Below are 21,548 nucleotides of genomic sequence, written 5' to 3'. Positions count from 1 at the left end.
CGTCGTCGTCATGCGGCGGCGGTGCCCGGCACAGGCCGCACGTGCGAGACCACGAACCCGTCGGCCGGCAGCGTCGGCAGCCGGTTCAGGCTGATGCCGAAATCCTGCACCCCCACCGCGTAGCGGACGGACCGGGTCAGCAGCCGCACGACGTCCTCGAGCAGCCACTCGGTCATGGGCTCGTCCGGGCAGCGGTGGTTCTCGGCGTAGCCGCCGGCGCCCTGGGCGATCAACGTCCACGGGTCCCTCTGCCAGCCGCGGAAGCGCTCGGGGTCGAACACCTCCGGATCGGTCCACGACCGGGCGTCGTGGTCGGTCCCGTACAGGTCGAGGTACACCCGGTCGCCGGTCCCGAAGCGCTGCTCCTGCCAGGTGAACGGCTCCCGCACCCGGCCGGCGACGAGCGGGAAGAAGGGGAAGAACCGGCGCACCTCCAGGACGAAGGCGCGCAGGTCCTCGTCCTCGCCGGCGGCGAAGGCGTCCCGCCAGCGGGGGTGCCGGAGCAGCGTCAGAGCGGCGAGGACGCCGAACCGGCTGACGGCGGCGACCGGACGGATGAGGTTGAGCAGTTCCACTCCCGCCACGGGCAGGTCCAGCAGCTCCCCGTCGTCCCCGCGGTGGCCGGCGATGGCTGCGACGGCACTGTCCTCCGGCGACGTGAGCTCTACGGAGCGCACCCGCGCGGCCTCGGCGCCGCGGACGCAGACCGCCGGTCGCAGCATCAGCCGGGTACGGAACGCATCCGTGCCCAGCCGGTCACAGCGCCGGGAGATGAAGGCGTATCCCTCGCGCAGCAGGGCCAGGGAGCTGTCGGGGGCCGTGAGGGTGGGGATCATCGCGCGCCTTTCTCTCGGAGGAGGGACCGGCTCGGGCGGACCCTGTCGGGCTGCCCGGTGCCCGGGGAGCCGGACCACCGGGACCCCCCGTCGCGCCGGTCGGGGCGCCGACGGCGGAGCCGGGCGGGCCGGTGCGCGGCTGCGGGCCCGTCGTGGCGACCTATCGCGCGCCCGCGGCGCACCGGAATCCGTGCCGCCGGTGGGGTTGAGCCCGGGCCCTCCTCGCCGTACCCTCGGTGTGACCGACGTCACCTCGGTCGATCCGCCGGGGTGACGTAGTCCCTCGGAGGAGGACAGCGATGAGTGCGCTGACGCCCGACTGCGACCCCGACCTGTCCAACTGCGGCTCGCCCGTGTCCGGCGGCGGGGTGCGCTCCACCGTCGTCCTGCTCGCCGTGCTCGCGGCGTCCGCGACCGCCGTCGGCGGTGGTGCGTCCGGCGTCATGGCGTTCACGGCCGGCGGTGCCGCCGTCGTCTCGGCGCTGGTGCTCGGCCGCCGGGCGGTGCGCCTTGCGCAGCGCGCGACCGCCGGGATCGTCGCGCACACGTCCTGGCGGTCCCGCCCGGTCGTCTGAGCCCGACCCGCGCGAGCCCGGTCCGGTGCGGTGTCACCGGGCCGGGCTCGGCGCTGCCCGGGGCGGCTGGGGCGGGTGTGGCGGACGGGTGCGCTCGCTGACGGCGTGTCGGTGCCGCGACCTAGTGTGGAGGCATGGCCGACCCGTCCACGTACCGCCCGGCGGTCGGCTCCATCCCGGAGTCCCCGGGCGTCTACAAGTTCCGCGACCCGAACGGCCGGGTCGTCTACGTCGGCAAGGCCAAGAGCCTGAGGCAGCGGCTGAACAGCTACTTCGCCGATGTCGCCGGGCTGCACCCGCGCACCCGCCAGATGGTGACGACGGCGTCGAGCGTGGAGTGGACCGTCGTCGGCACCGAGGTCGAGGCCCTCCAGCTCGAGTACAACTGGATCAAGGAGTTCGACCCGCGGTTCAACGTCCGCTACCGCGACGACAAGAGCTACCCGAGCCTCGCGGTCACGCTGAACGAGGAGTACCCGCGGCTGCAGGTGATGCGCGGGCCCAAGAAGAAGGGCGTGCGCTACTTCGGCCCCTACGCCCATGCGTGGGCCATCCGCGAGACGCTCGACACGCTGACCCGCGTCTTCCCCGCCCGCACCTGCTCCACCGGCGTCTTCAAGCGCGCCGGCCAGATCGGCCGCCCCTGCCTGCTGGGCTACATCGGCAAGTGCGCCGCCCCCTGCGTGGGCCGGGTGAGCGCCGAGGAGCACCGGCGGATCGTCGACGACTTCTGCGACTTCATGGCCGGGCGCACCGAGTCGATGATCAAGCGGCTCGAGCGCGAGATGGGCGAGGCCGCGGCGGCGATGGAGTACGAGCGGGCCGCCCGGCTGCGCGACGACATCGGGGCGCTGAAGCGGGCGATGGAGAAGCAGGCCGTCGTCCTCGGCGACGGCACCGATGCCGACGTCGTCGCCTTCGCGCAGGACGAGCTGGAGGCGGCCGTCCAGGTCTTCCACGTCCGCGGTGGCCGCGTGCGGGGCCAGCGCGGCTGGATCATCGACAAGGTCGAGGAGGTCACCACCGGGGAGCTCGTGGAGCAGTTCCTCCTGCAGGTCTACGGCGGGGTCGATGAGCAGACCGGCGTCGGGGAGGCCGGCGAGGCGGTGCCGCGCGAGGTGCTGGTGCCCGAGCTGCCCGACGACGCCGACGTCTACGTCGAGCTGCTGGAGGAGCTGCGCGGCGGCCGGGTCTCGCTGCGCGTCCCGCAGCGGGGCGACAAGCGCAGCCTCATGGAGACCGTCGAGCGCAACGCCAAGGAGGCGTTCGCCCGGCACCGGGTCAAGCGGTCCAGCGACCTCACCGCCCGGTCCCTGGCGCTGTCGGAGCTGCAGGAGGCCCTCGAGCTGCCCGATGCGCCCCTGCGCATCGAGTGCATCGACATCAGCCACGTGCAGGGCACCAACGTGGTGGCCTCCATGGTGGTGTTCGAGGACGGCCTGGCGAAGAAGTCCGACTACCGGCGCTTCTCCGTCACCGAGGGCACCGACGACACCGCGGCGATGGCCGAGGTCGTCCGCCGCCGGTTCGCCCGCCACCTCAAGGAGGAGGCCGACCGTCGCGACGAGCAGGGTGTGGCCGCGGAGGAGGGCCGGCCGCGCCGGTTCGCCTACCCGCCCAACCTGCTCGTGGTCGACGGCGGCGCCCCGCAGGTGGCCGCGGCCGCGCGCTCGCTCGAGGAGCTCGGCGTCGTCGACGTCGCGGTCTGCGGGCTGGCCAAACGGATGGAGGAGGTGTGGCTGCCGGGGGAGAGCGACCCGGTGATCCTGCCGCGCACCTCCGAGGCGCTGTACCTGCTGCAACGGGTGCGTGACGAGGCCCACCGCTTCGCCATCACCTACCACCGGCAGAAGCGGTCGACCAGCATGCTGGTGTCCCTGCTCGACGACGTCCCCGGTCTCGGGGAGACGCGACGGAAGGCGTTGATGAAGGAGTTCGGGTCGCTCAAGCGCCTGCGGGCCGCGACAGTGGAGGAGCTCATGGCGGTACCCGGCATCGGCCGGCGGACGGCGGAGGCGGTGCAGATGGCGGTCGCCGACCCGGCCCCCGCGCCCGACGAGGCGCAGCCGGCGGCGGAGACCACCCTCGCCCCGCAGGGCCCGGCCGAGCAGGGCGCCCCCCGGCCCGGCTCCGGCGGGACCGCCGAGGTCGGCCGGGTGGCCTCGTGACCGCCGGGACCGAGGCCGGGACGCCGGGCGTCGCGCGGGCCGGCGCGGCCCCGGTGGGGCCGCAGGACGACGTGTCACCGGCGCTGGACCCCGCGAGCACCGAGACACCGCCGCTCGAGGTCATCGTCGTCACCGGGCTCTCCGGCGCCGGGAAGAACAGCGCCGGCCGGGTGCTCGAGGACCTCGGCTGGTTCGTCGTGGACAACCTGCCGCCGGCGCTCCTGCTGCCCATGGTCGAGCTCGGCGCCCGTGGTGACCTGCGCCGGTTCGCCGCCGTCGTCGACGTCCGCAGCCGGGCGTTCTCCAGCGACCTGGAGGAGGCCATCCGGCTCCTGTCGGCAGCGGGGCACCGGCCGCGGGTGGTGTACGTCCACGCCCGTGACGAGGTGCTGGTCCGCCGCTACGAGTCCAACCGCCGGGAGCACCCGCTCCAGGGCAACGGCACCCTCACCGACGGCATCACCGAGGAGCGCGCCCTGCTCACCGGCATCGCCGGCGAGGCGGACCTCTGGGTCGACACCAGCGACCTCAACGTGCACCAGCTGCGTGCCACGCTGGAGAACGCCTTCGCGCGCGACGGCCGCACCCCGCCGCTCACCGCGACCGTGATGAGCTTCGGTTTCAAGTACGGCCTGCCGCTGGACGCCGACCTCGTGGTCGACGCCCGCTTCCTGCCCAACCCGCACTGGGTGCCCGAGCTGCGGGAGCACACCGGGCGCCACGCCGACGTCCGCGACTACGTCCTCGGGCAGGAGGACGCCGGCGACTTCCTGGACCGCTACACCGAGGTGCTGAGGCTGCTGCTGCCCGGCTACCGGCGCGAGGGCAAGCGCTACCTCACGCTCGCCGTCGGCTGCACCGGCGGCAAGCACCGCAGCGTGGCGATCGCCGAGGAGTTCGCGCGCCGGCTGCACGCCGAGGGCATCGCGGCCGTGGCCCGGCACCGCGACCTGGGGCGCGAGTAGTGGCGCGGACGACGATCGCGGGGCGGCCGCCCCGGGTGGTCGCCTTCGGCGGCGGCCACGGGCTCGCCGCGGCGCTGGCGGCCTGGCGGCGGATCACCCCGGAGCTGACCGCCGTGGTGACGGTGGCCGACGACGGCGGGTCGTCGGGGCGGATCCGGCGCGAGATGCCCGTGCTGCCCCCGGGTGACCTGCGGATGGCCCTGGCCGCGCTCGCCGGGGAGGCCGAGCGCGAGCAGACCCTCGCCGCGCTGTTCCAGCACCGCTTCGGCGGCAGCGGCGTGCTCGCGGGCCACCCGGTCGGCAACCTGCTGCTCACCGGGCTGACCGAGATGTACGGCGGCGACACCGTCCGGGCCCTCGACGAGCTGTGCTCGCTGGTCGGGGCCTCCGGCCGGGTGCTGCCCATGGCCGACGAACCGCTCGACCTGGTCGCCCGGGTGGAGACCGCCGACCGCGACGACCCCGCCCGGGTGCGCACCATCCGCGGCCAGGTGGCGATCGCCGCGACCCCGGGGCGGGTCCGGGAGATCCAGCTCGCGCCCGCCGATCCGGTGGTGCACCCGGCGGTGCTCGACGCCATCGCCGCGGCCGACGTGGTCTCCCTGGGCCCCGGTTCCTGGTACACCTCGGTGCTGCCGCACCTGCTCGTGCCCCGGCTCCGCGCGGCGCTGGCGGCGACCGGTGCGCGAGTGGTGGTGGTGCTCAACCTGGAACCGCAGCCCGGCGAGACGGACGGCTTCTCCCCGGAGGAGCACCTGGCCGTGCTGCAGGCCCATCTGGACGGAGTGGCGTTGCACACCGTGATCGCGGACGTGGAGTCGGTGGTTGACCGCCGTGGTCTGCTTGACGCGGTCCGCGGGTGCGGTGCCGAGCTGCTGCTGGCGCCGGTCGCCGAGCCGGACGGAGCGCCGCGGCACGACCCGGGGCGCCTGGCCGCGGCGCTGGCCTCCGTGGTCGGAGTGCGGTGAACGGGTAGCGGGATGCGAGCGGGTACCAGGTGGACGGCCGATCGGCCGGCACGAGGGGGAGAGGGGACGGCGTACATGGCGCTGACCCGGACTGCGGGGGCGGGAACCTCCGGGGGAACGTGGGGGTGGACGGCATGGCGATGACCGCCATGGTGAAGGACGAGCTCTCCCGGGTGGAGTGCACGAAGACCTCCGAGCGCAAGGCCGAGGTGACCGCGCTGCTGCGCTTCTCCGGCGGCCTGCACATCGTGGGTGGCCGCGTGGTCATCGAGGCCGAGCTGGACACCGGCTCGGTCGCCCGACGGCTGCGCCGGGACATCAGCGAGGTCTACGGCTACACCAGCGGCGTGAGCGTGCTCGCGGGCGGGAACATCCGCCGGGGCGTGCGCTACCTCGTCCGCATCGCCAAGCACGGGGAGGGGCTGGCCCGCCAGACCGGCCTGGTCGACCAGCGCGGCCGCCCGGTGCGCGGCCTCCCGCCGGCCGTCGTCTCCGGCAGCATCAACGACGCCGAGGCGGCCTGGCGGGGTGCCTTCCTCGCCCACGGCTCGCTGACCGAGCCCGGCCGGTCGTCCTCGCTGGAGGTCACCTGCCCCGGCCCGGAGGCCGCCATGGCGCTCGTCGGCGCGGCCCGCCGGCTGGGCATCGCCGCCAAGGCCCGCGAGGTGCGCGGCGCCGATCGGGTGGTCGTGCGGGACGGCGACGCGATCAGCGCGCTGCTCACGCGGATGGGCGCGCACGACGCGGTGCTGGCCTGGGAGGAGCGGCGGATGCGTCGCGAGGTGCGGGCCACCGCCAACCGCCTGGCGAACTTCGACGACGCCAACCTGCGCCGGTCCGCGCGGGCCGCCGTCGCCGCGAGCGCGCGGGTGGAGCGGGCGCTGGAGATCCTCGGCGAGGACGCCCCCGAGCACCTTCTGGTCGCCGGCCGGCTCCGCCTCGAGTTCGGGCAGGCCTCGCTGGAGGAGCTCGGCCAGCGGGCCGACCCCCCGATGACCAAGGACGCGGTCGCCGGCCGCATCCGGCGGCTGCTGGCCATGGCGGACAAGCGCGCCAAGGACCTCGGCATCCCGGACACGGAGTCCGTCGTCACCGACGACATGCTGGCGCAGTAAGAGGACCCCGCTGCCCCGAACCGCCTCGCACGCTCGCGGTGGGGCCCTGCAGCGGGGCTGTTCCAGCACGTCACCCCGGTGCCGGCGCCGGCGGCCGGGCGTCCTGGCTCACCGGGGAGGGTCCTGGCTCACCGGGGAGGGTCCTGGCTCACCGTCGACGCCGAGCCAGGACCCTTCTCGATCAGGTGACCTGATCAACAGGGAGCGGGAGCCGCCTCCCACCGCGACCGATAGGGTCTGCACGGAGCGAGGCCGCGCGGTCAGCGCGGCAACCGACGTGACGGTTCCCATGGGAGGTCTGCAGTGACGGTCCGGGTAGGCATCAACGGATTCGGCCGGATCGGCCGCAACTTCTGGCGGGCCGCCGCGGCCAGCGGTCAGGACATCGAGATCGTGGCGGTCAACGACCTCACCAGCAACGAGGCCCTGGCCCACCTGCTGAAGTACGACAGCATCCTGGGCGTCCTCAAGGAGGACGTCGCCGCCGACGGCGAGGGCATCAAGATCGGCGGGACGACCATGAAGGTCCTCTCCGAGCGCGACCCGGCCAACCTGCCCTGGGGCGACCTCGGGGTCGACGTCGTCGTCGAGTCGACCGGCTTCTTCACCAAGGCCGCCGACGCCCGCAAGCACGTCGACGCCGGTGGGGCCAAGAAGGTCATCATCTCCGCGCCGGCCACCGACGACGACATCACGATCGTCATGGGCGTGAACGACGACCTGTACGACGGCTCGCAGACGATCATCAGCAACGCCTCGTGCACCACGAACTGCCTCGCGCCGCTGGCCAAGGTGCTCAACGACGCCTTCGGCATCGAGCGCGGCCTGATGACCACCATCCACGCCTACACCGCCGACCAGAACCTGCAGGACGGCCCGCACAAGGACCTGCGCCGCGCCCGCGCCGCCGCCCTCAACATGGTGCCGACCTCCACCGGCGCCGCGAAGGCGATCGGCCTGGTCCTGCCGGAGCTCAAGGGCAAGCTGGACGGCTACGCCATCCGCGTGCCCGTCCCCACGGGCTCGGCCACCGACCTCACCGTCCAGGTCTCCCGCGAGGCCTCGGCCGACGAGATCGACGCCGCCTACCGCGAGGCCGCCGCCGGCCCGCTGGGCAAGTACCTCACCTACACGGACGCGCCGATCGTCTCCTCGGACATCGTCACCGACCCCTCGTCGTGCATCTACGACGCCACGCTGACCAAGGTCTTCGGCCCGATGGTCAAGGTGCTGGGCTGGTACGACAACGAGTGGGGCTACTCCAACCGCCTCGTCGACCTCACCACCCTGGTGGGCAAGTCCCTCTGATGCGCTCCGTCGACGACCTCATCGCCGAGGGTGTCTCGGGTCGGCGCGTGCTCCTGCGCGCCGACCTGAACGTCCCGCTGGACAAGAAGACCGGCGCGATCACCGACGACGGCCGGATCCGCGCCAGCCTGCCGACCCTGCAGGCGTTGCGGGAGGCCGGGGCCCGTGTGGTCGTGGCGGCGCACCTGGGCCGCCCCAAGGGCACGCCCGACCCGCAGTTCTCGCTCGCGCCGGTGGCCGCCCGCCTCGGCGAGCTGCTCGGCACGACCGTGCCGCTGGCCGCCGACGTGGCCGGGGAGGACGCCCGCGAGAAGGCGGCCGCCCTCGGTGACGGCGACGTGCTGCTGCTGGAGAACGTCCGCTTCGAGGCCGCCGAGACGAGCAAGGACGACGCCGAGCGGGGTGCGCTCGCCGACCGGCTCGCGGCGCTGGCCGACGTCTACGTGGACGACGCGTTCGGTGCGGTGCACCGGGCCCACGCCTCGGTCTTCGACGTCGCCGAGCGGATCCCGCACTCCGCCGGACGGCTGGTCGCCCGCGAGCTCGAGGTGCTCACCCGGCTGACCACGGAACCCGAGCGGCCCTACGTGGTGGTGCTGGGCGGGTCCAAGGTCAGCGACAAGCTCGCGGTGATCGAGGCGCTGCTGCCCAAGGTCGACCGCCTGCTCGTCGGCGGCGGGATGTGCTTCACCTTCCTCGCCGCGCAGGGCCACGGGGTCGGGAAGTCGCTGCTGGAGGTCGACCAGGTGGAGACCTGCCGCCGGCTGCTGGCCGAGGCCGGCGACCGCATCGTCCTGCCGGTGGACGTCGTCTGCACGCCGGAGTTCAGCGCGGACGCCCCGACCACCACCGTGCCGGTCGACGCCATCCCCGACGACCAGATGGGCCTGGACGTCGGCCCGCGGACCGTCGAGCTGTTCGGCACCACGCTGGGCGACGCCCGCACCGTGTTCTGGAACGGCCCGATGGGCGTCTTCGAGCTGGCGCCCTTCCAGGCGGGCACCCGCGGCGTGGCGCAGGCGGTCTCCGCCGTCGACGGGCTGTCGGTCGTGGGCGGCGGGGACTCGGCGGCCGCGGTGCGGGCGCTGGGCCTCGACGAGAGCGCGTACGGGCACATCAGCACCGGTGGCGGCGCGTCCCTGGAGTACCTCGAGGGCCGGGACCTCCCGGGCCTCGCCGTGCTGGCCGACTGAGCGAGGAGCGGACATGGCACGCACCCGGCGCACCCCGGCCCGCGAGGGCCGCCGGCCGCTGATCGCCGGCAACTGGAAGATGCACATGACCCACCTGGAGGCCATCGGGCTGGTCCAGAAGGTCGTGTTCTCGCTCAAGGAGGAGGAGCTCGAGGCCGCCGAGGTCGTCGTCCTCCCGCCGTTCACCGCTCTGCGCAGCGTGCAGACGCTGGTGGCCGGCGACAAGCTCGACATCGGCTACGGCGCCCAGGACCTCTCAGCTAAGGACTCCGGCGCCTACACCGGTGAGGTCAGCGGCGCCATGCTGAGCGCGCTGGCCTGCGGCTACGTGACCGTGGGGCACTCCGAGCGGCGTGCGCTGCACGCCGAGGACGACGCGGTCGTCGCCGCGAAGGTGCAGGCGGCGGTGCGGCACGGCCTCGTGCCGATCCTGTGCGTGGGGGAGGGGCTCGACGTCCGCAGGGCCGGCGAGCACGTCGCCCACTGCACCCGGCAGCTGGACGCCGCGCTGGAGGGGTTCACCGCCGAGCAGGTGGCGGCACCGGGCGGCGCCTTCGTGATCGCCTACGAGCCGGTGTGGGCCATCGGCACCGGCGAGGTGGCCACGCCGGAGGATGCGCAGGAGGTCTGCGGGGCGCTGCGGGCGCGGCTCGCCGAGCGCTTCGGCGGCGAGACGGGGTTGGGCGTCCGTATCCTCTACGGCGGGTCGGTGAAGGCCGCGAACACGGCCGGGATCCTGGCCGGCGCGGACATCGACGGCGCACTCGTCGGTGGGGCCAGCCTGGACGCCGACGAATTCGCGCAGATCTGCCGGATCGCCGCGGGCGGTAGCTGAACCCTGCTGCCCGCTCCCGGCCGGACACGGATGGGGGTGGGCAGCAGGTGGAGCCTTCGACGCGAGAGCGCATGACCGACCGGCTCCCGCCGTGGGCCCGGGGCTGGTCGTCGCGGCGCCTGCTGGGCTCGGCCGCGGTCATCGCGCTGGTCGTCGTCCTCGCCGTCAGCTGCCTCGGTGGCACGGGCGGGCGGGCCGACGTGCCGGTGCTCGCCGACGGCCCCGACGCGGGTGTCGAGGGCGTCCGGTCGCCGTCGGACGAGCGCGGCGGCACGCTGCGGGTGGTCGCCCCCACACTGGACAGCCTGGACCCGCAGCGCTCCTACCTGCCGGGCGTGTGGAACCTGATGCGGCTCTACGCCCGCACCCTGGTGACCTTCTCCAGCGCCCCCGGCGGGACGACCGAGCTGGTGCCCGACCTGGCCACCGACCTCGGGACCGTCTCCGAGGACGGGCTGAGCTGGACCTTCACCCTCAAGGAGGGGGTCCGCTTCGAGAACGGCCGGCCGATCACCAGCGGCGACGTGAAGTACGGCATCCAGCGGTCGTTCGCCTCCGACGTGATCGTCGGTGGCCCCACCTACCTGGTGGGCCTGCTCGACGACCCGGCCAACCCCTACCCGGGGCCGTACTCCACCGAGGAGGACGACCCCGTCCTGAGCTCGATCGAGACGCCCGACGACCGCACGATCGTCTTCCGGCTGCGCGCCCCGCAGCCGGACCTGCCCTACGTGCTGGCCCTGCCGTCGGCCAGCCCCGTGCCGGCGGAGGCCGACACCCGAGGTGAGTACGGCGCCGACCCGGTGTCCTCGGGCCCCTACGCGATCTCCTCGGTGGACCCGGAGACCGGCATCCTGCTGGAGCGCAACCCCGAGTGGGACCCGGCCACCGACGAGGTGCGCACGGCGCTGCCCGACAGCGTCGTGGTGCGCACGGGGCTCTCCGGCCTGGCCCGCGACCAGGCGCTGCTGGCCGGCTCCGCCGACCTCGACATCTCGGGCACCGGGGTCATGCCGGCCACGACGGCCCGCCTGGCCGGCGACGGTGGCGAGGAGCTGATGGACCGGGTGGACGACGTCACCACCGGCGCCGTCCGCCTGCTCGCGCTCCCCACCGACGTCGCGCCGATGGACGACGCCGGCTGCCGGACCGCGGTCGCCGCCGCCATCGACCGGCGCGGCGTCCAGGCCGCGCTCGGCGGTGCGGTCGACGCGGTGCGCAGCAGCTCGCTGTGGCCCCGGGCGCTGCCCGGCGGGCCCGACGGCGGAGAGCAGGAGCCGGACCTCGACGCCGCCCGCGCCGCCCTCGAGGAGTGCGGACGGCCCGACGGCTTCGCCACCGTCCTGGCGGTCCCCGACGTGAGCAGCAGCGTCGCGGTCGCCGACGAGATCGCCGCCCAGCTCGCCGAGGTGCAGATCGACGTCGAGGTCCGCCCGCTGGACCCGGCGACCTTCTACGCCACCGACGTCGGCAACCCCGACAACGTCGTCGCCAGCGGCTACGGGCTCGTCCTCGCCACCCGCACCGCCGACTTCCCGACGCCCGGGTCGTTCCTGGTGCCGCTGGTCGACACGCGCAGCATCGCCCGGGTGGGCAACCCGAACTACGCACGGCTGGCCGACCCGGAGATCGACGCGCTGGTCGACCGCGCGCGGGCCGGCGACGCGCCGTGGGCCGAGGTCGCCGCGGCGGCACAGGCCCGGGCGGCCTACGTGCCCCTGGCCGAGACCCGGATCCAGCTGCTGGCGGGGCAGCGGCTGCGCAACGGGCTGGTCATGCGGCCGTACGACGGCTACGACGTCGCCACCGCCGGCGTCCGCTGACCGGGGCACCCCTGCCCGTCGGCTACGCTCGAACACAGAGCTGGCGGCCGTCGCCGGTCGCCGACAACCTTCCGGAGAGGTCAATGGAGCTGGTCCTCAACGTGCTGCTGGTCCTCAGCAGCCTGCTGCTCGTGGTGCTCATCCTGCTGCACCGCGGCAAGGGGGGCGGGTTGTCCTCGATGTTCGGCGGCTCGGTCTCCTCCTCGCTCTCGGGGTCATCGGTGGTCGAGAAGAACCTCAACCGGCTGACCGTGCTGACGGCGCTGATCTGGACGGTGTGCATCGTCGGCCTCGGCATCCTGATCAAGGTCACCCCCTGACCTCACGCCGGCGTGGGACAGTTCACAACCGGCACGCAAACGTGACCGGGATGCGCCCCACCAGGCCCTAGACTCCTCCCGCGGCGGTCGGCGTCGCCGCGCCCGGACGGACGATCAGGGGGCACACGTGGCTGGTGGGAATGCGATCCGGGGCACCCGGGTCGGAGCGGGTCCGGTCGGCGAGGTGGAGCGCGGCGAGTCCGCGCCCCGCCGGCGGATCCCCTTCTTCTGCGCCAACGGGCACGAGACCCGCGTGGTGCTCGCGAGCGAGGCCGAGGTGCCCGAGCTGTGGGACTGCCCGCGCTGCGGGCTGCCCGCCGGGCAGGACCGGACCGCCCCGCCGCCGGCGCCGCGGATCGAGCCCTACAAGACCCACCTGGCCTACGTGCGCGAGCGGCGCAGCGACGCCGACGGCGACGCCCTGCTCGAGGAGGCCCTCGACCGGCTGCGCGTGCGTCGCGGCGGCTGAGTCAGCCTCCCGACCGCGGTAGCCGCGACGCGGCACCGGCGTCCAGCAGCCACCGGGTGGCGCGCGTGCCGCGCACCCCGGCGGCCGGGAGGTCGACGGGGTCGGCGCCACCCAGGGCCGCGGCCACGGCCTCGGCCTTGCCCTCGCCGGAGACGACCATCCAGATCTCCTCGGCGCTGTTGATCGCCGGGTAGCCGAGGCTGACGCGGGTGGGCGGTGGCTTGGGGCAGCCGCGCACCGCGAGCACCGGTCGCTCGTCGTGGACCGCGGGGGAGCCGGGGAAGATCGACGCCGTGTGGCCCTCGGGTCCCATGCCGAGGAGCAGCACGTCGAAGCGCGGCAGGTCGGCGCCGTCGGGCGCGTGCGCGCGCAGTTCGGCCAGGTAGGCCTCGGCCGCTTCCTCGGGTGAAGCGGGGCCGGAGTCCGCGGCCGGCATGGCGTGCACCCGCTCCGCGGGGAGGCCGACGCGGTCCAGCAGGGCGGTGCGGGCCTGCCCGTCGTTGCGCTCCGCGTCCCCGGCCGGGACGAATCGCTCGTCGCCCCACCAGACGTCGACCGCGGTCCAGTCGACGGTCTCCCGCACCGGCTCCACGGCCAGGCCGGCCACCCGTTCCAGCACGGCGATGCCGATGCCGCCGCCGGTCAGCACGACCGATGCGGTGCCGTGCACCGCCTGGGCGGCCGCGAGCCGGGCGACGAGCGCCTCGGCGACGGCGCGCGCCAGCCGGTCGGCGTCGGGTTCGATCACGACGTCGGGGGGCGGCCCGACGGCGGCGAGCTCGGCGGCGACGCGGTCGCCGGGGGAGTGGGTCACGAGGTCCTCCCTGGTCGGACGTCGGCGGGTGCGGGCTCCTCGGCGTCCCGCTCCCCGCCGAGCGCGGCCTCGTCGGAGTCGTCGGAGTCGCCGGGCACGGTGGGTGCCAGCCGCTCGTCCTCCTCGTCGGACTCGGCGGGGTCGAACCAGATGTGCTGGCGCGAGCGCGCGCGTTCCGCCAGGCCGGCGAGGCCGGTGGCGGAGGAGAGCGCGTCGGCGTAGGGCTCGTCGGGATCGAGCCGGCGCAGCTCCTCGCTGAGCAGGTCGCCCAGCACGCGTTCCGGGAGGGCGACGGTCGAGTCCGGCCGGTAGGGCTGCGTGATGACCGCCCCGCCGCGGTGGTCGGCGGCGACCCGGACCTCCTCGTCCTGGTCCAGCCGCAGCGTCACCTCCTCCACGCCCGAGGGGCCGGCGGACCGCTGCCCGGCCTCGATGTCGACCGGGCACCCGGCGCGGGAGGACAGCCACCCGGCCAGCAGCTGCGCGGTCGGGTTCCGGGGAGCGCCGGTGAGCCGGCCGTCGAGCACCCGGACCGGTTCTCCGCGGCGCCCGGCCACGGCGTCGAGGGTGGAGGTCAGGGTGGCCCGCCAGGCCGTGCCGCGGGTCCACGCCAGGTCGGTGTCGCCGGGCACGTAGTCCTGCCCGCGGGTGCGCAGGGCCTCCAGCGGGTCGTCCGCGAGGGAGCTGTCGGTGACCCGGCGGTCGGCGACGACGGACAGCGCGTCGGTGGCCAGCCGCTCGGGCGCGGGCGCGTGCCACCAGGCGACGACCGGCGCGTCGGCGGCCAGCAGCGGGAGGACGACGGATTCGGCGTGCAGGGCCAGGCGGCCGTACATCCGCATGACCACCGCCTCGCCCGGGCCCAGCCGCCCCCCGATCTGCACCTCGGCGTCGAGGCGGGGGACCGGTGCGTCGATCTGGCGGCGGACGACGACGAGCAGCCGGCAGGGGTGCATCTCCGCCGCATGGGTGGCGGCCTCCTCGGCCTCGGCCACCCGGCTCTCGTCGGCCACGACCACCAGGGTCAGGGCCACGCCGGAGAGGACGGCGCCGCCCGTGCGGCGCTGGGCGGCCAGTTCCTTGACCACCGCGGATCCGGTGGTGTCCCAGAGGGTGGTCACGGGGTCTCCTCCTCCGCTCGCGGCTGCGGCCTGGTGGTGCGCGGGGCGGTCACGGTCGCCGCCAACGGCGGCCCTCGGCGGCCAGCATCGCGTCGGCCGCGCGCGGCCCCCACTCACCGGCCCGGTAGGGCTCGGGGTCGGACCCCGCCCAGAACTCCTCGAGCGGGTCGATCACCGCCCAGGAGGCCTCGACCTCGGCGTTGCGCGGGAACAGCGTGGCGTCCCCGAGCAGCACGTCGAGCAGCAGCCGCTCGTAGGCCTCGGGGCTGGTCTCGGTGAACTGCTCGCCGTAGAGGAAGTCCATGGACACGTCCCGGACCTCCATCACGCTGCCCGGGACCTTCGACCCGAACTTGAGGGTGACCCCTTCGTCGGGCTGGACGCGGACGACGAGCTGGTTGTTGCCCAGCTCCTCGGTGTCGGTGTCGGCGAAGGGCAGGTGCGGCGCGCGCTTGAAGACCAGGGCGATCTCGGTGACCCGGCGGGGCAGCCGCTTCCCGGCGCGCAGGTAGAACGGCACGCCGGCCCAGCGGCGGGTCTCCACGCCGAGCCGGACGGCGGCGTAGGTCTCGGTGGTGGAGTCGTCGGCGACGCCGTCCTCCTGGCGGTAGCCCTTCGCCCGCTGGCCGGCGAGCCAGCCCTGCTCGTACTGCCCGCGGATCGCGGAGGTGGCGAGGTCCTCGGGCAGCGAGACGGCCCGCAGCACCTTGAGCTTCTCGGTGCGGATCTCCTCCGCCGAGAACTCGACCGGTTCCTCCATCGCGGTCAGCGCCAGCAGCTGCAGCAGGTGGTTCTGCAGCACGTCGCGGGCGGCGCCGGTCTTCTCGTAGAAGCTCGCCCGGCCACCGATCCCGACGTCCTCGGCCATGGTGATCTGCACCGAGTCCACGTGGTGGCCGTTCCAGATCGGCTCGAACAGGCTGTTGGCGAACCGCAGCGCCAGCAGGTTCTGGACCGTCTCCTTGCCCAGGTAGTGGTCGATGCGGAAGACGTCGTCGGCGCTGAAGACGGAGTCGACGAGGGCGTTGAGCTCCCGGCTGGAGGCCAGGTCGGTGCCGAACGGCTTCTCGACGACGACGCGGCGCCACCGGCCGGCGGTGTTCTCGGCCATGCCGGTGCGCTGCATCTGCTTGAGCACCACCGGGAACATCGACGGCGGGATCGACAGGTAGAACGCCGCGTTGCCGCCGATGCCGTGGGAGCCTTCCAGCTCACCGAGGGCCTCGGCCAGTTCGTCGAACGCGGTGTCGTCGTCGAACGAGCCCTGCACGAAGTGGACGCTGCCGGCCAGCCGCTCCCACACCTCCTCGCGCCACGGGGTCCGGGCGTGCTGCCGGATCGCGTCGCGGGCGAGCTCGGCGAACTCGGTGTCCCCCCAGTCGCGGCGGGCGAAGCCGAGCAGGGCGAAGTTCGTGGGCAGCAGGCCCCGGTTGGCGAGGTCGTAGACGGCGGGCAGGAGCTTCTTGCGCGCCAGGTCACCGGTGATGCCGAAGACGACCAGGGCGCACGGCTCGGGCACCCGGGGCAGCCGCCGGTCCCGGGGGTCGCGCAGCGGATTGGGGATCATCGCGGGCCGCGCAGCGGGGCGAGGGGCACGAGCGGGCGGCGCAGGGGGGAGAGGGGCACGAGCGGGCCGCGCAGCGGGGAGAGAGTCATCGTCCGTCCTCGTGGTCGGGGGAACCCGCCGTCCGGTCCGGCGGACCGGACGGCAGGGTGGGTCGGGCGCGGGTCGAGCGGCGGCTCCCCGGCCGGCTCGCCGGTGTTCAGCAGTGCAGCGCGGTGAGCAGCTGGTCGATGCCCGCCGCCCGGTCGGTGAGGTGCAGGTGCAGCAGCGGACGGTCGCGGTCGGCCAGCGCCTTGCGGTCGCCCGCGGCCTGCGCCGCCTGCAGCGTGCCGAAGGTGTAGTGCTGGTCGGGCACCGGCACGTCCTCGTCCAGCGCACCGGTGATCTGCAGGAAGACACCGACCTGCGGGCCGCCCTTGTGGTACTGCCCGGTGGAGTGCAGGAAGCGGGGGCCCCACCCGAAGGTGACCGCCTGCTCGGTGCGCTGCGCCAGCGCGGTGCGTACCTCGGCGGCGCGGGCGTCCCGGAGGCGGTCCAGGTAGGCCATGACCGCCAGGTAGCCGCGGGGCGGGACGGCCGCCAGGAGGGCGTCCAGCGTCAGCGACAGCCCGTCGTGGGAGGAGAGGTCGACCCCCCGGAGCACCGCAGCGGTGCCGCGGATCTCCACCGCACCGATCGTGGCCTCCGGCTGCTCGTCGGGCAGCCCGGCGGCGAGGATCGCCTGGGTGTTCTCCTTGCTCTCGGTCACGTTGGGCTGGTCGAAGGGGTTGATGCCCAGCACCCGCCCGGCGACCGCGGTGGCGTACTCCCAGCCGAGGAACTGCGCGCCGAGCGGCCCGGTGACGCCGACCGCCGGGCCGGCACCGGTGGGGCCGGCGCCGACCAGGCCCAGCAGCACGTCGGGCCCCGAGCTGCCGGGTGCCTCGGGGGACTCGAGCACGACGGGCAGGATGCCGCGCCCCTCCTTGCCCGTCGACTCGGCGATGAGCTGCTCGGCCCAGTCGCCGAAGCCCTCGACGGGGGTCTCCCCGGCGTCGGCGAGGGCGAGCTTGTCGCGGCCGGCGTGGAACGCCGCGCCCAGCGCCGCGCCCAGCTCCATCGCCGCGTTGCCCGGTTCGGCGAGCCGCTCGGCCAGCTGCTCGGCGTCGTCGACCAGCGCGGCGACGTCGGCACCGGCGAGCGCGGAAGGGACCAGCCCGAAGGCCGACAGAGCGCTGTACCGCCCGCCGACGGTGGGGTCGGCGAGGAACACCGCCCGGGCGCCCATGTCCGAGGCCGTCTCGGCCAGCGGGGAGCCGGGGTCGGTGACGACGACGAAGCGCGCGCCGATCTGGCGCTCGTCGAGGCCGGCGCGGGCGAACGCGGCGACGAACGCCCGCCGCTGGCTCTCGGTCTCGACCGTGCCGCCGGACTTGGAGCTGACCACCACGACGGTGCGCTCCAGCTCGGTCATGGCCGACAGCAGCTGGCCCGGGTCGGTGGTGTCGAGCACGACCAGCGGTACGCCGGCGGTGCGGCAGATGACCTCCGGGGCCAGCGACGAGCCGCCCATGCCGCACAGCACGATGCGGTCCAGCCCCTCGGCGACGAGCTCGGCGCGGAGCTCGGCGAGCGAGGCGAGCAGCGACCGCGAGGTGGCCGGCAGGTCCAGCCACCCCAGCCGCACGGCGGCCTCGCTCTCGGCGTCGGGGCCCCACAGTGTCGCGTCCTTGCGGGCCAGGCGGGCGGCGACGTCGTCCTGCTCGAGCCGGGCCCGCAACGGCTCGGGGACGTCAAGGCCGGTGCGGGTGACCGCGAGCTTCACGCCTTGTCCTCCAGCTCGGTGCGGACCGAGTCGGTGAGCTCGTCCCAGGAGTCGACGAACTTCTGCACGCCCTCCTCCTCCAGCACGCGGAAGACGTCGTCGAGGTCCACCCCGGCGTCGCGCACGGCCTGCATGACCCCCGCGGCGTCGTCGTAGGACTTCTGCACCGGGGTGCCGGGCGTGCCGTGGTCGGCGTAGGCCATGAGCGTCTTCTCCGGCATGGTGTTCACCGTGCCGGGGGCGATCAGCTCGCTGATGTACATCGTGTCCGAGTACTCGGGGTTCTTGACGCCGGTCGAGGCCCACAGCGGACGCTGCGCGACCGCGCCCTGCGCCTGGAGGGCCTTCCAGCGGTCGCTGGAGAAGACCTCCTCGTAGGCCTGGTAGGCCAGCTGGGCGTTGGCGATGCCGGCCTTGCCCTTCAGCGACGCGTCCGCGCCGGCCGCATCGAGGCGCTTGTCGATCTCGCTGTCGACCCGCGATACGAAGAACGACGCCACCGAGGCGATGCCCTCGAGCGACCCGCCCTCGGCGGCCCGCTTCTCCAGACCGGCGAGGTAGGCGTCCATGACCGCCTTGTACCGCTCGAGGCTGAAGATCAGGGTGACGTTGACGCTGATGCCGTTGGCGATGGTCTCGGTGATCGCCGGCAGCCCGGCCTCGGTGGCCGGGATCTTGATGAACAGGTTGGGGCGGTCGACCAGCCACCACAGGTGGGCCGCCTCGGCCGCGGTCGCGTCGGTGTCGTGGGCCAGGCCGGGGGCGACCTCCAGCGACACGCGGCCGTCGCCGGGCTGCCGCTGGGCCACCGGCGCCAGCAGGTCGCAGGCGTCGCGCACGTCGGCCGCCGTGACGGTGCGCAGCGCCTCCTCGACGCTCACCTTGCGGACGGCGAGGGCGTGCAGCTGGTCGTCGTAGGAGTCCGAGCCGCTGATCGCCGCGGCGAAGATCGTCGGGTTCGTGGTGACACCGACGACGGAGTGCTCGTCGACCAGCGACTGCAGGTTGCCGCTGCGGATCCGGTCCCGCGAGAGGTCGTCGAGCCAGACGGCGACCCCTGCGGACGACAGCTCGGCCAGGTTCTCGTTCTGTGCCATGTCAGGTGCCTTTCGGGAAGGGACTGGAACGGCCTCGCTGCAGGGACCCGCCGCGAGCCTGCGAGTGGTGGGGGCAGCGAGGTCCTTTCTCAGCGATCGCCGGTGGCCTGGGGGAGCCCGCCGGTGGCGGCGACCGGACCGGCGGGGACGGCGTGCCCCGAGCGGGCGGCCTCGAGGCTCTCCCGTGCCGCGGCGACGACCGCCTCGTCGGTCAGCCCGAACTCCTCGTAGAGCACGGTGTAGGCGGCGCTGGCGCCGTAGTGGGTGAGCCCGACGATCCGCCCGGCGTCGCCGACGAACTCGCGCCAGCCCATGGGCACGCCGGCCTCCACGCTCACGCGGGCGCGGACCGAGGGCGGGAGCACCTCGTCCTTGTAGCTCTGGTCCTGGTCGGCGAACCACTCGACGCAGGGGACCGAGACCACGCGGGTCGGGACGCCGTCGGCCTCCAGCCGCTCGCGCGCGGCGACGGCGATCTGCACCTCCGAGCCGGTGCCCATCAGGATCACCTCGGGGCTCCCGCCGGAGGCCTCGGCCAGGACGTAGGCGCCGCGGGCCACGCCCTCGGCCGAGCCGAGCTGCTCCCGGTCGAAGACCGGCAGGTTCTGCCGGGACAGCAGCAGCCCGGCCGGCCGGTCGTTGTTCTCCAGGATCGTGCGCCAGGCGACGGCGACCTCGTTGGCGTCCGCGGGCCGGACGACGTCGAGCCCGGGGATCGCGCGCAGCGCGGCGAGGTGCTCGATCGGCTGGTGGGTCGGCCCGTCCTCGCCCAGCCCGATCGAGTCGTGGGTCCAGACGTAGGTGACCGGCAGCTGCATGAGCGCGGCCAGCCGCACCGCGCCGCGCATGTAGTCGGAGAAGGTGAGGAACGTGCCGCCGTACACGCGGGTGCCGCCGTGCAGGGCGATGCCGTTCATCACCGCGCCCATGGCGTGCTCGCGGACGCCGAAGTGGATCGTGCGGCCGTAGGGCCCGCCCGACCACATCTTCGTCTGGCGGTCGGCGGGCAGGAACGACGGTTCGCCCTCCACCGCGGTGTTGTTGCTCTCGGCCAGGTCGGCGGAGCCGCCCCACAGCTCGGGGAGCCGCGGGTAGAGCTCGGCCAGCACCTTGCCCGAGGCCTTCCGGGTGGCGACACCCTTCTCGTCGGCGGGGAAGGACGGCAGCCCCTCGGCCCAGCCGTCCGGCAGCCGGCGCTCGCGCATGCGGGCCAGCAGCGCGGCGCCCTCGGGGTTGGCCTGCTCCCAGGCGGCGAACGCCTCGCCCCACTCCGCGCGGGCGGTGCGGCCGGTCTCCACCACCGAGCGGGCGTGGGCCAGCACGTCGTCGTCGACCTGGAAGGTGCGCTCGGGGTCGAAACCGAGGATCTCCTTGGTGGCGCGGACCTCGTCCTCGCCCAGCGCCGAACCGTGCGAGGCGCCGGTGTTCTGCTTGTTCGGCGCCGGCCAGGCGATGATGGTGCGCAGCTGGATGAACGACGGCCGGCCGGTCTCGGCCTTCGCGGCGGCGAAGGCGGCATCCACGGCGGCGAGGTCCTCGCCGTCGTCCACGGTCTGCACGTGCCAGCCGTAGGCCTCGTACCGGGCCGCGACGTCCTCGGTGAAGGCGACGGTCGTGTCGTCCTCGATCGAGATCCGGTTGTCGTCGTAGACGAGCACCAGGTTGCCGAGCTTCTGCGTGCCGGCCAGCGACGACGCCTCGCCGCTGACGCCCTCCTCCATGTCGCCGTCGGAGGCGAAGCACCAGATGGTGTGGTCGAAGAGGCTCTCGCCCTCGGGGGCGTCGGGGTCGAGCAACCCGCGCTCGCGGCGGGCGGCCATCGCCATGCCGACGGCGTTGCCGACGCCCTGGCCCAGCGGGCCGGTGGTCGTCTCGACGCCCGGGGTGTGGTTGACCTCGGGGTGGCCGGGGGTCTTCGACCCCCAGGTCCGCAGCGCCTGCAGGTCCTCCACCTCGAGGCCGTAACCGGCGAGGAACAGCTGCACGTACAGCGTCAGGCTGGAGTGCCCCATGGACAGGACGAACCGGTCGCGGGCGACCCAGTTCGGGTCGCTCGGGTCGTGCCGCAGCCACTTGTGGAACAGCAGGTAGGCCGTCGGCGCCATGCTCATCGCGGTGCCGGGGTGGCCGTTGCCGACCTTCTGGACGGCGTCCATCGCGAGCACGCGGGCGGTGTCGATGGCGCGGCGGTCGAGGTCGCCGAAATCCTGGGGGAGGGTCGGCTGCGGCTGCGACGGGCTGCCGGTGGGCGCGTCGGTCGCGGCCTCGGCCGGTGCTTCCGGCCCGGTGCTGCGCGTGTCCATCTGGTCGGTTCTCCCTCGAGGTAGGCCTGACGTCGTGCCCGGGCGCGGCCGGCCGCCGGTGGGCTGGTGCGGGACCGCGGGGCGGAACGGCGTCGTCGGGTCGCCCCTACCCGCTGCACCGGCGGCAGCAACGTGATCAACCCTAGTCATCCGAGGTCATGCCGCACGCCGGCCTCGGGACCGGCCGGGGCTACAGTGGGGGAGTTCCGCCCCCCGGTTCGAAGGGATCCCGTGGTGCCCTGCTGCCCGCGCGCGACCGCGCACGAGGGC

At 74.3% G+C, this 21,548-nt stretch carries 18 protein-coding genes; 11 read left to right on the top strand and 7 right to left on the bottom strand.

Going from position 1 to position 21,548, the window contains the following annotated elements:
* Positions 1-8 precede the first annotated feature (8 nt).
* Positions 9-836 carry a cytochrome P450 gene (locus tag BMW62_RS09085; protein WP_091930535.1) on the bottom strand — a complete coding sequence of 276 codons (828 nt, stop codon included), beginning with the start codon at positions 834-836 and terminating at the stop codon, positions 9-11.
* Between the two features lie 299 nt (positions 837-1,135).
* Between BMW62_RS09085 and BMW62_RS09080 the strand changes: the two genes are divergently transcribed.
* The 11 genes from BMW62_RS09080 (at position 1,136) to BMW62_RS09030 (ending at position 12,575) form a co-directional block, all read left to right on the top strand.
* The gene (locus tag BMW62_RS09080; RefSeq protein WP_091930534.1) at positions 1,136-1,411 is read left to right on the top strand and encodes a hypothetical protein; all 276 of its coding nucleotides are present in this window, start codon (positions 1,136-1,138) and stop codon (positions 1,409-1,411) included.
* 134 nt (positions 1,412-1,545) lie between these two features.
* Positions 1,546-3,579 (top strand): excinuclease ABC subunit UvrC, encoded by a 2,034-nt coding sequence (gene uvrC / locus BMW62_RS09075; protein WP_091930533.1) that lies wholly within the window; start codon positions 1,546-1,548, stop codon positions 3,577-3,579.
* Positions 3,576-4,544 (top strand): RNase adapter RapZ, encoded by a 969-nt coding sequence (rapZ, locus tag BMW62_RS09070; RefSeq protein WP_211435053.1) that lies wholly within the window; start codon positions 3,576-3,578, stop codon positions 4,542-4,544. Before uvrC ends, rapZ begins: the two co-directional genes overlap by 4 nt.
* A complete protein-coding gene (gene yvcK / locus BMW62_RS09065) occupies positions 4,544-5,512 on the top strand; it encodes a gluconeogenesis factor YvcK family protein (protein ID WP_091930532.1) in 969 nt (322 codons plus the stop codon). The genes rapZ and yvcK overlap by 1 nt, the downstream gene beginning before the upstream one ends.
* Positions 5,513-5,646: 134 nt before the next feature.
* Positions 5,647-6,627, top strand: coding sequence for a DNA-binding protein WhiA (gene whiA / locus BMW62_RS09060; protein WP_091930636.1), 981 nt, complete (start codon positions 5,647-5,649; stop codon positions 6,625-6,627).
* Positions 6,628-6,930: 303 nt separating this feature from the next.
* Positions 6,931-7,935, top strand: coding sequence for a type I glyceraldehyde-3-phosphate dehydrogenase (gene gap, locus BMW62_RS09055; protein WP_091930531.1), 1,005 nt, complete (start codon positions 6,931-6,933; stop codon positions 7,933-7,935).
* On the top strand, positions 7,935-9,128 hold the full coding sequence (locus tag BMW62_RS09050; protein ID WP_091930530.1) for a phosphoglycerate kinase: 1,194 nt from the start codon (positions 7,935-7,937) through the stop codon (positions 9,126-9,128). The genes gap and BMW62_RS09050 overlap by 1 nt, the downstream gene beginning before the upstream one ends.
* Positions 9,129-9,141: 13 nt before the next feature.
* Positions 9,142-9,963 (top strand): triose-phosphate isomerase, encoded by an 822-nt coding sequence (gene tpiA, locus BMW62_RS09045; RefSeq protein ID WP_091930529.1) that lies wholly within the window; start codon positions 9,142-9,144, stop codon positions 9,961-9,963.
* Between the two features lie 71 nt (positions 9,964-10,034).
* Entirely contained in the window at positions 10,035-11,786 is a 1,752-nt protein-coding gene (locus tag BMW62_RS09040) for an ABC transporter substrate-binding protein (RefSeq protein ID WP_244523928.1), read from the top strand.
* Positions 11,787-11,869: 83 nt separating this feature from the next.
* The gene (gene secG, locus BMW62_RS09035; protein ID WP_091930527.1) at positions 11,870-12,106 is read left to right on the top strand and encodes a preprotein translocase subunit SecG; all 237 of its coding nucleotides are present in this window, start codon (positions 11,870-11,872) and stop codon (positions 12,104-12,106) included.
* Between the two features lie 127 nt (positions 12,107-12,233).
* Positions 12,234-12,575 carry an RNA polymerase-binding protein RbpA gene (locus tag BMW62_RS09030; protein ID WP_091930526.1) on the top strand — a complete coding sequence of 114 codons (342 nt, stop codon included), beginning with the start codon at positions 12,234-12,236 and terminating at the stop codon, positions 12,573-12,575.
* A gap of 1 nt (position 12,576) precedes the next feature.
* Here the strand turns inward: BMW62_RS09030 and pgl are convergent, their stop codons facing one another.
* From pgl to tkt, 6 genes are all read right to left on the bottom strand, one after another.
* Positions 12,577-13,389: a 6-phosphogluconolactonase gene (gene pgl / locus BMW62_RS09025; RefSeq protein ID WP_091930525.1), complete on the bottom strand. Its 813-nt coding sequence runs from the start codon at positions 13,387-13,389 to the stop codon at positions 12,577-12,579.
* Positions 13,386-14,510, bottom strand: a complete 1,125-nt coding sequence (locus BMW62_RS09020; RefSeq protein WP_091930524.1) for a glucose-6-phosphate dehydrogenase assembly protein OpcA — start codon at positions 14,508-14,510, stop codon at positions 13,386-13,388. Before BMW62_RS09020 ends, pgl begins: the two co-directional genes overlap by 4 nt.
* A 49-nt stretch (positions 14,511-14,559) precedes the next feature.
* Entirely contained in the window at positions 14,560-16,077 is a 1,518-nt protein-coding gene (gene zwf / locus BMW62_RS09015) for a glucose-6-phosphate dehydrogenase (protein ID WP_091930523.1), read from the bottom strand.
* A 196-nt stretch (positions 16,078-16,273) separates the two neighbouring features.
* Positions 16,274-17,878, bottom strand: coding sequence for a glucose-6-phosphate isomerase (locus tag BMW62_RS09010; protein ID WP_091930522.1), 1,605 nt, complete (start codon positions 17,876-17,878; stop codon positions 16,274-16,276).
* On the bottom strand, positions 17,875-18,975 hold the full coding sequence (gene tal, locus BMW62_RS09005; protein ID WP_091930521.1) for a transaldolase: 1,101 nt from the start codon (positions 18,973-18,975) through the stop codon (positions 17,875-17,877). Before tal ends, BMW62_RS09010 begins: the two co-directional genes overlap by 4 nt.
* 89 nt (positions 18,976-19,064) lie before the next feature.
* Positions 19,065-21,278, bottom strand: coding sequence for a transketolase (gene tkt, locus BMW62_RS09000; protein ID WP_091930520.1), 2,214 nt, complete (start codon positions 21,276-21,278; stop codon positions 19,065-19,067).
* Positions 21,279-21,548 lie beyond the last annotated feature (270 nt).

This window comes from Blastococcus sp. DSM 46786 (assembly GCF_900109665.1).
Lineage (GTDB): Bacteria > Actinomycetota > Actinomycetes > Mycobacteriales > Geodermatophilaceae > Blastococcus > Blastococcus carthaginiensis.
This window is presented reverse-complemented; position numbering and strand designations above follow the sequence as displayed.

Bases quoted from the DNA above. Each gene is read 5' to 3' on its own strand.
- BMW62_RS09085 (WP_091930535.1), bottom strand. From the start codon at position 836: ATGATCCCCACCCTCACGGCCCCCGACAGCTCCCTGGCCCTGCTGCGC.
- BMW62_RS09080 (WP_091930534.1), top strand. From the start codon at position 1,136: ATGAGTGCGCTGACGCCCGACTGCGACCCCGACCTGTCCAACTGCGGC.
- uvrC (WP_091930533.1), top strand. From the start codon at position 1,546: ATGGCCGACCCGTCCACGTACCGCCCGGCGGTCGGCTCCATCCCGGAG.
- whiA (WP_091930636.1), top strand. From the start codon at position 5,647: ATGGCGATGACCGCCATGGTGAAGGACGAGCTCTCCCGGGTGGAGTGC.
- BMW62_RS09050 (WP_091930530.1), top strand. From the start codon at position 7,935: ATGCGCTCCGTCGACGACCTCATCGCCGAGGGTGTCTCGGGTCGGCGC.
- tpiA (WP_091930529.1), top strand. From the start codon at position 9,142: ATGGCACGCACCCGGCGCACCCCGGCCCGCGAGGGCCGCCGGCCGCTG.
- BMW62_RS09040 (WP_244523928.1), top strand. From the start codon at position 10,035: ATGACCGACCGGCTCCCGCCGTGGGCCCGGGGCTGGTCGTCGCGGCGC.
- secG (WP_091930527.1), top strand. From the start codon at position 11,870: ATGGAGCTGGTCCTCAACGTGCTGCTGGTCCTCAGCAGCCTGCTGCTC.
- zwf (WP_091930523.1), bottom strand. From the start codon at position 16,077: ATGATCCCCAATCCGCTGCGCGACCCCCGGGACCGGCGGCTGCCCCGG.
- tal (WP_091930521.1), bottom strand. From the start codon at position 18,975: ATGGCACAGAACGAGAACCTGGCCGAGCTGTCGTCCGCAGGGGTCGCC.
- tkt (WP_091930520.1), bottom strand. From the start codon at position 21,278: ATGGACACGCGCAGCACCGGGCCGGAAGCACCGGCCGAGGCCGCGACC.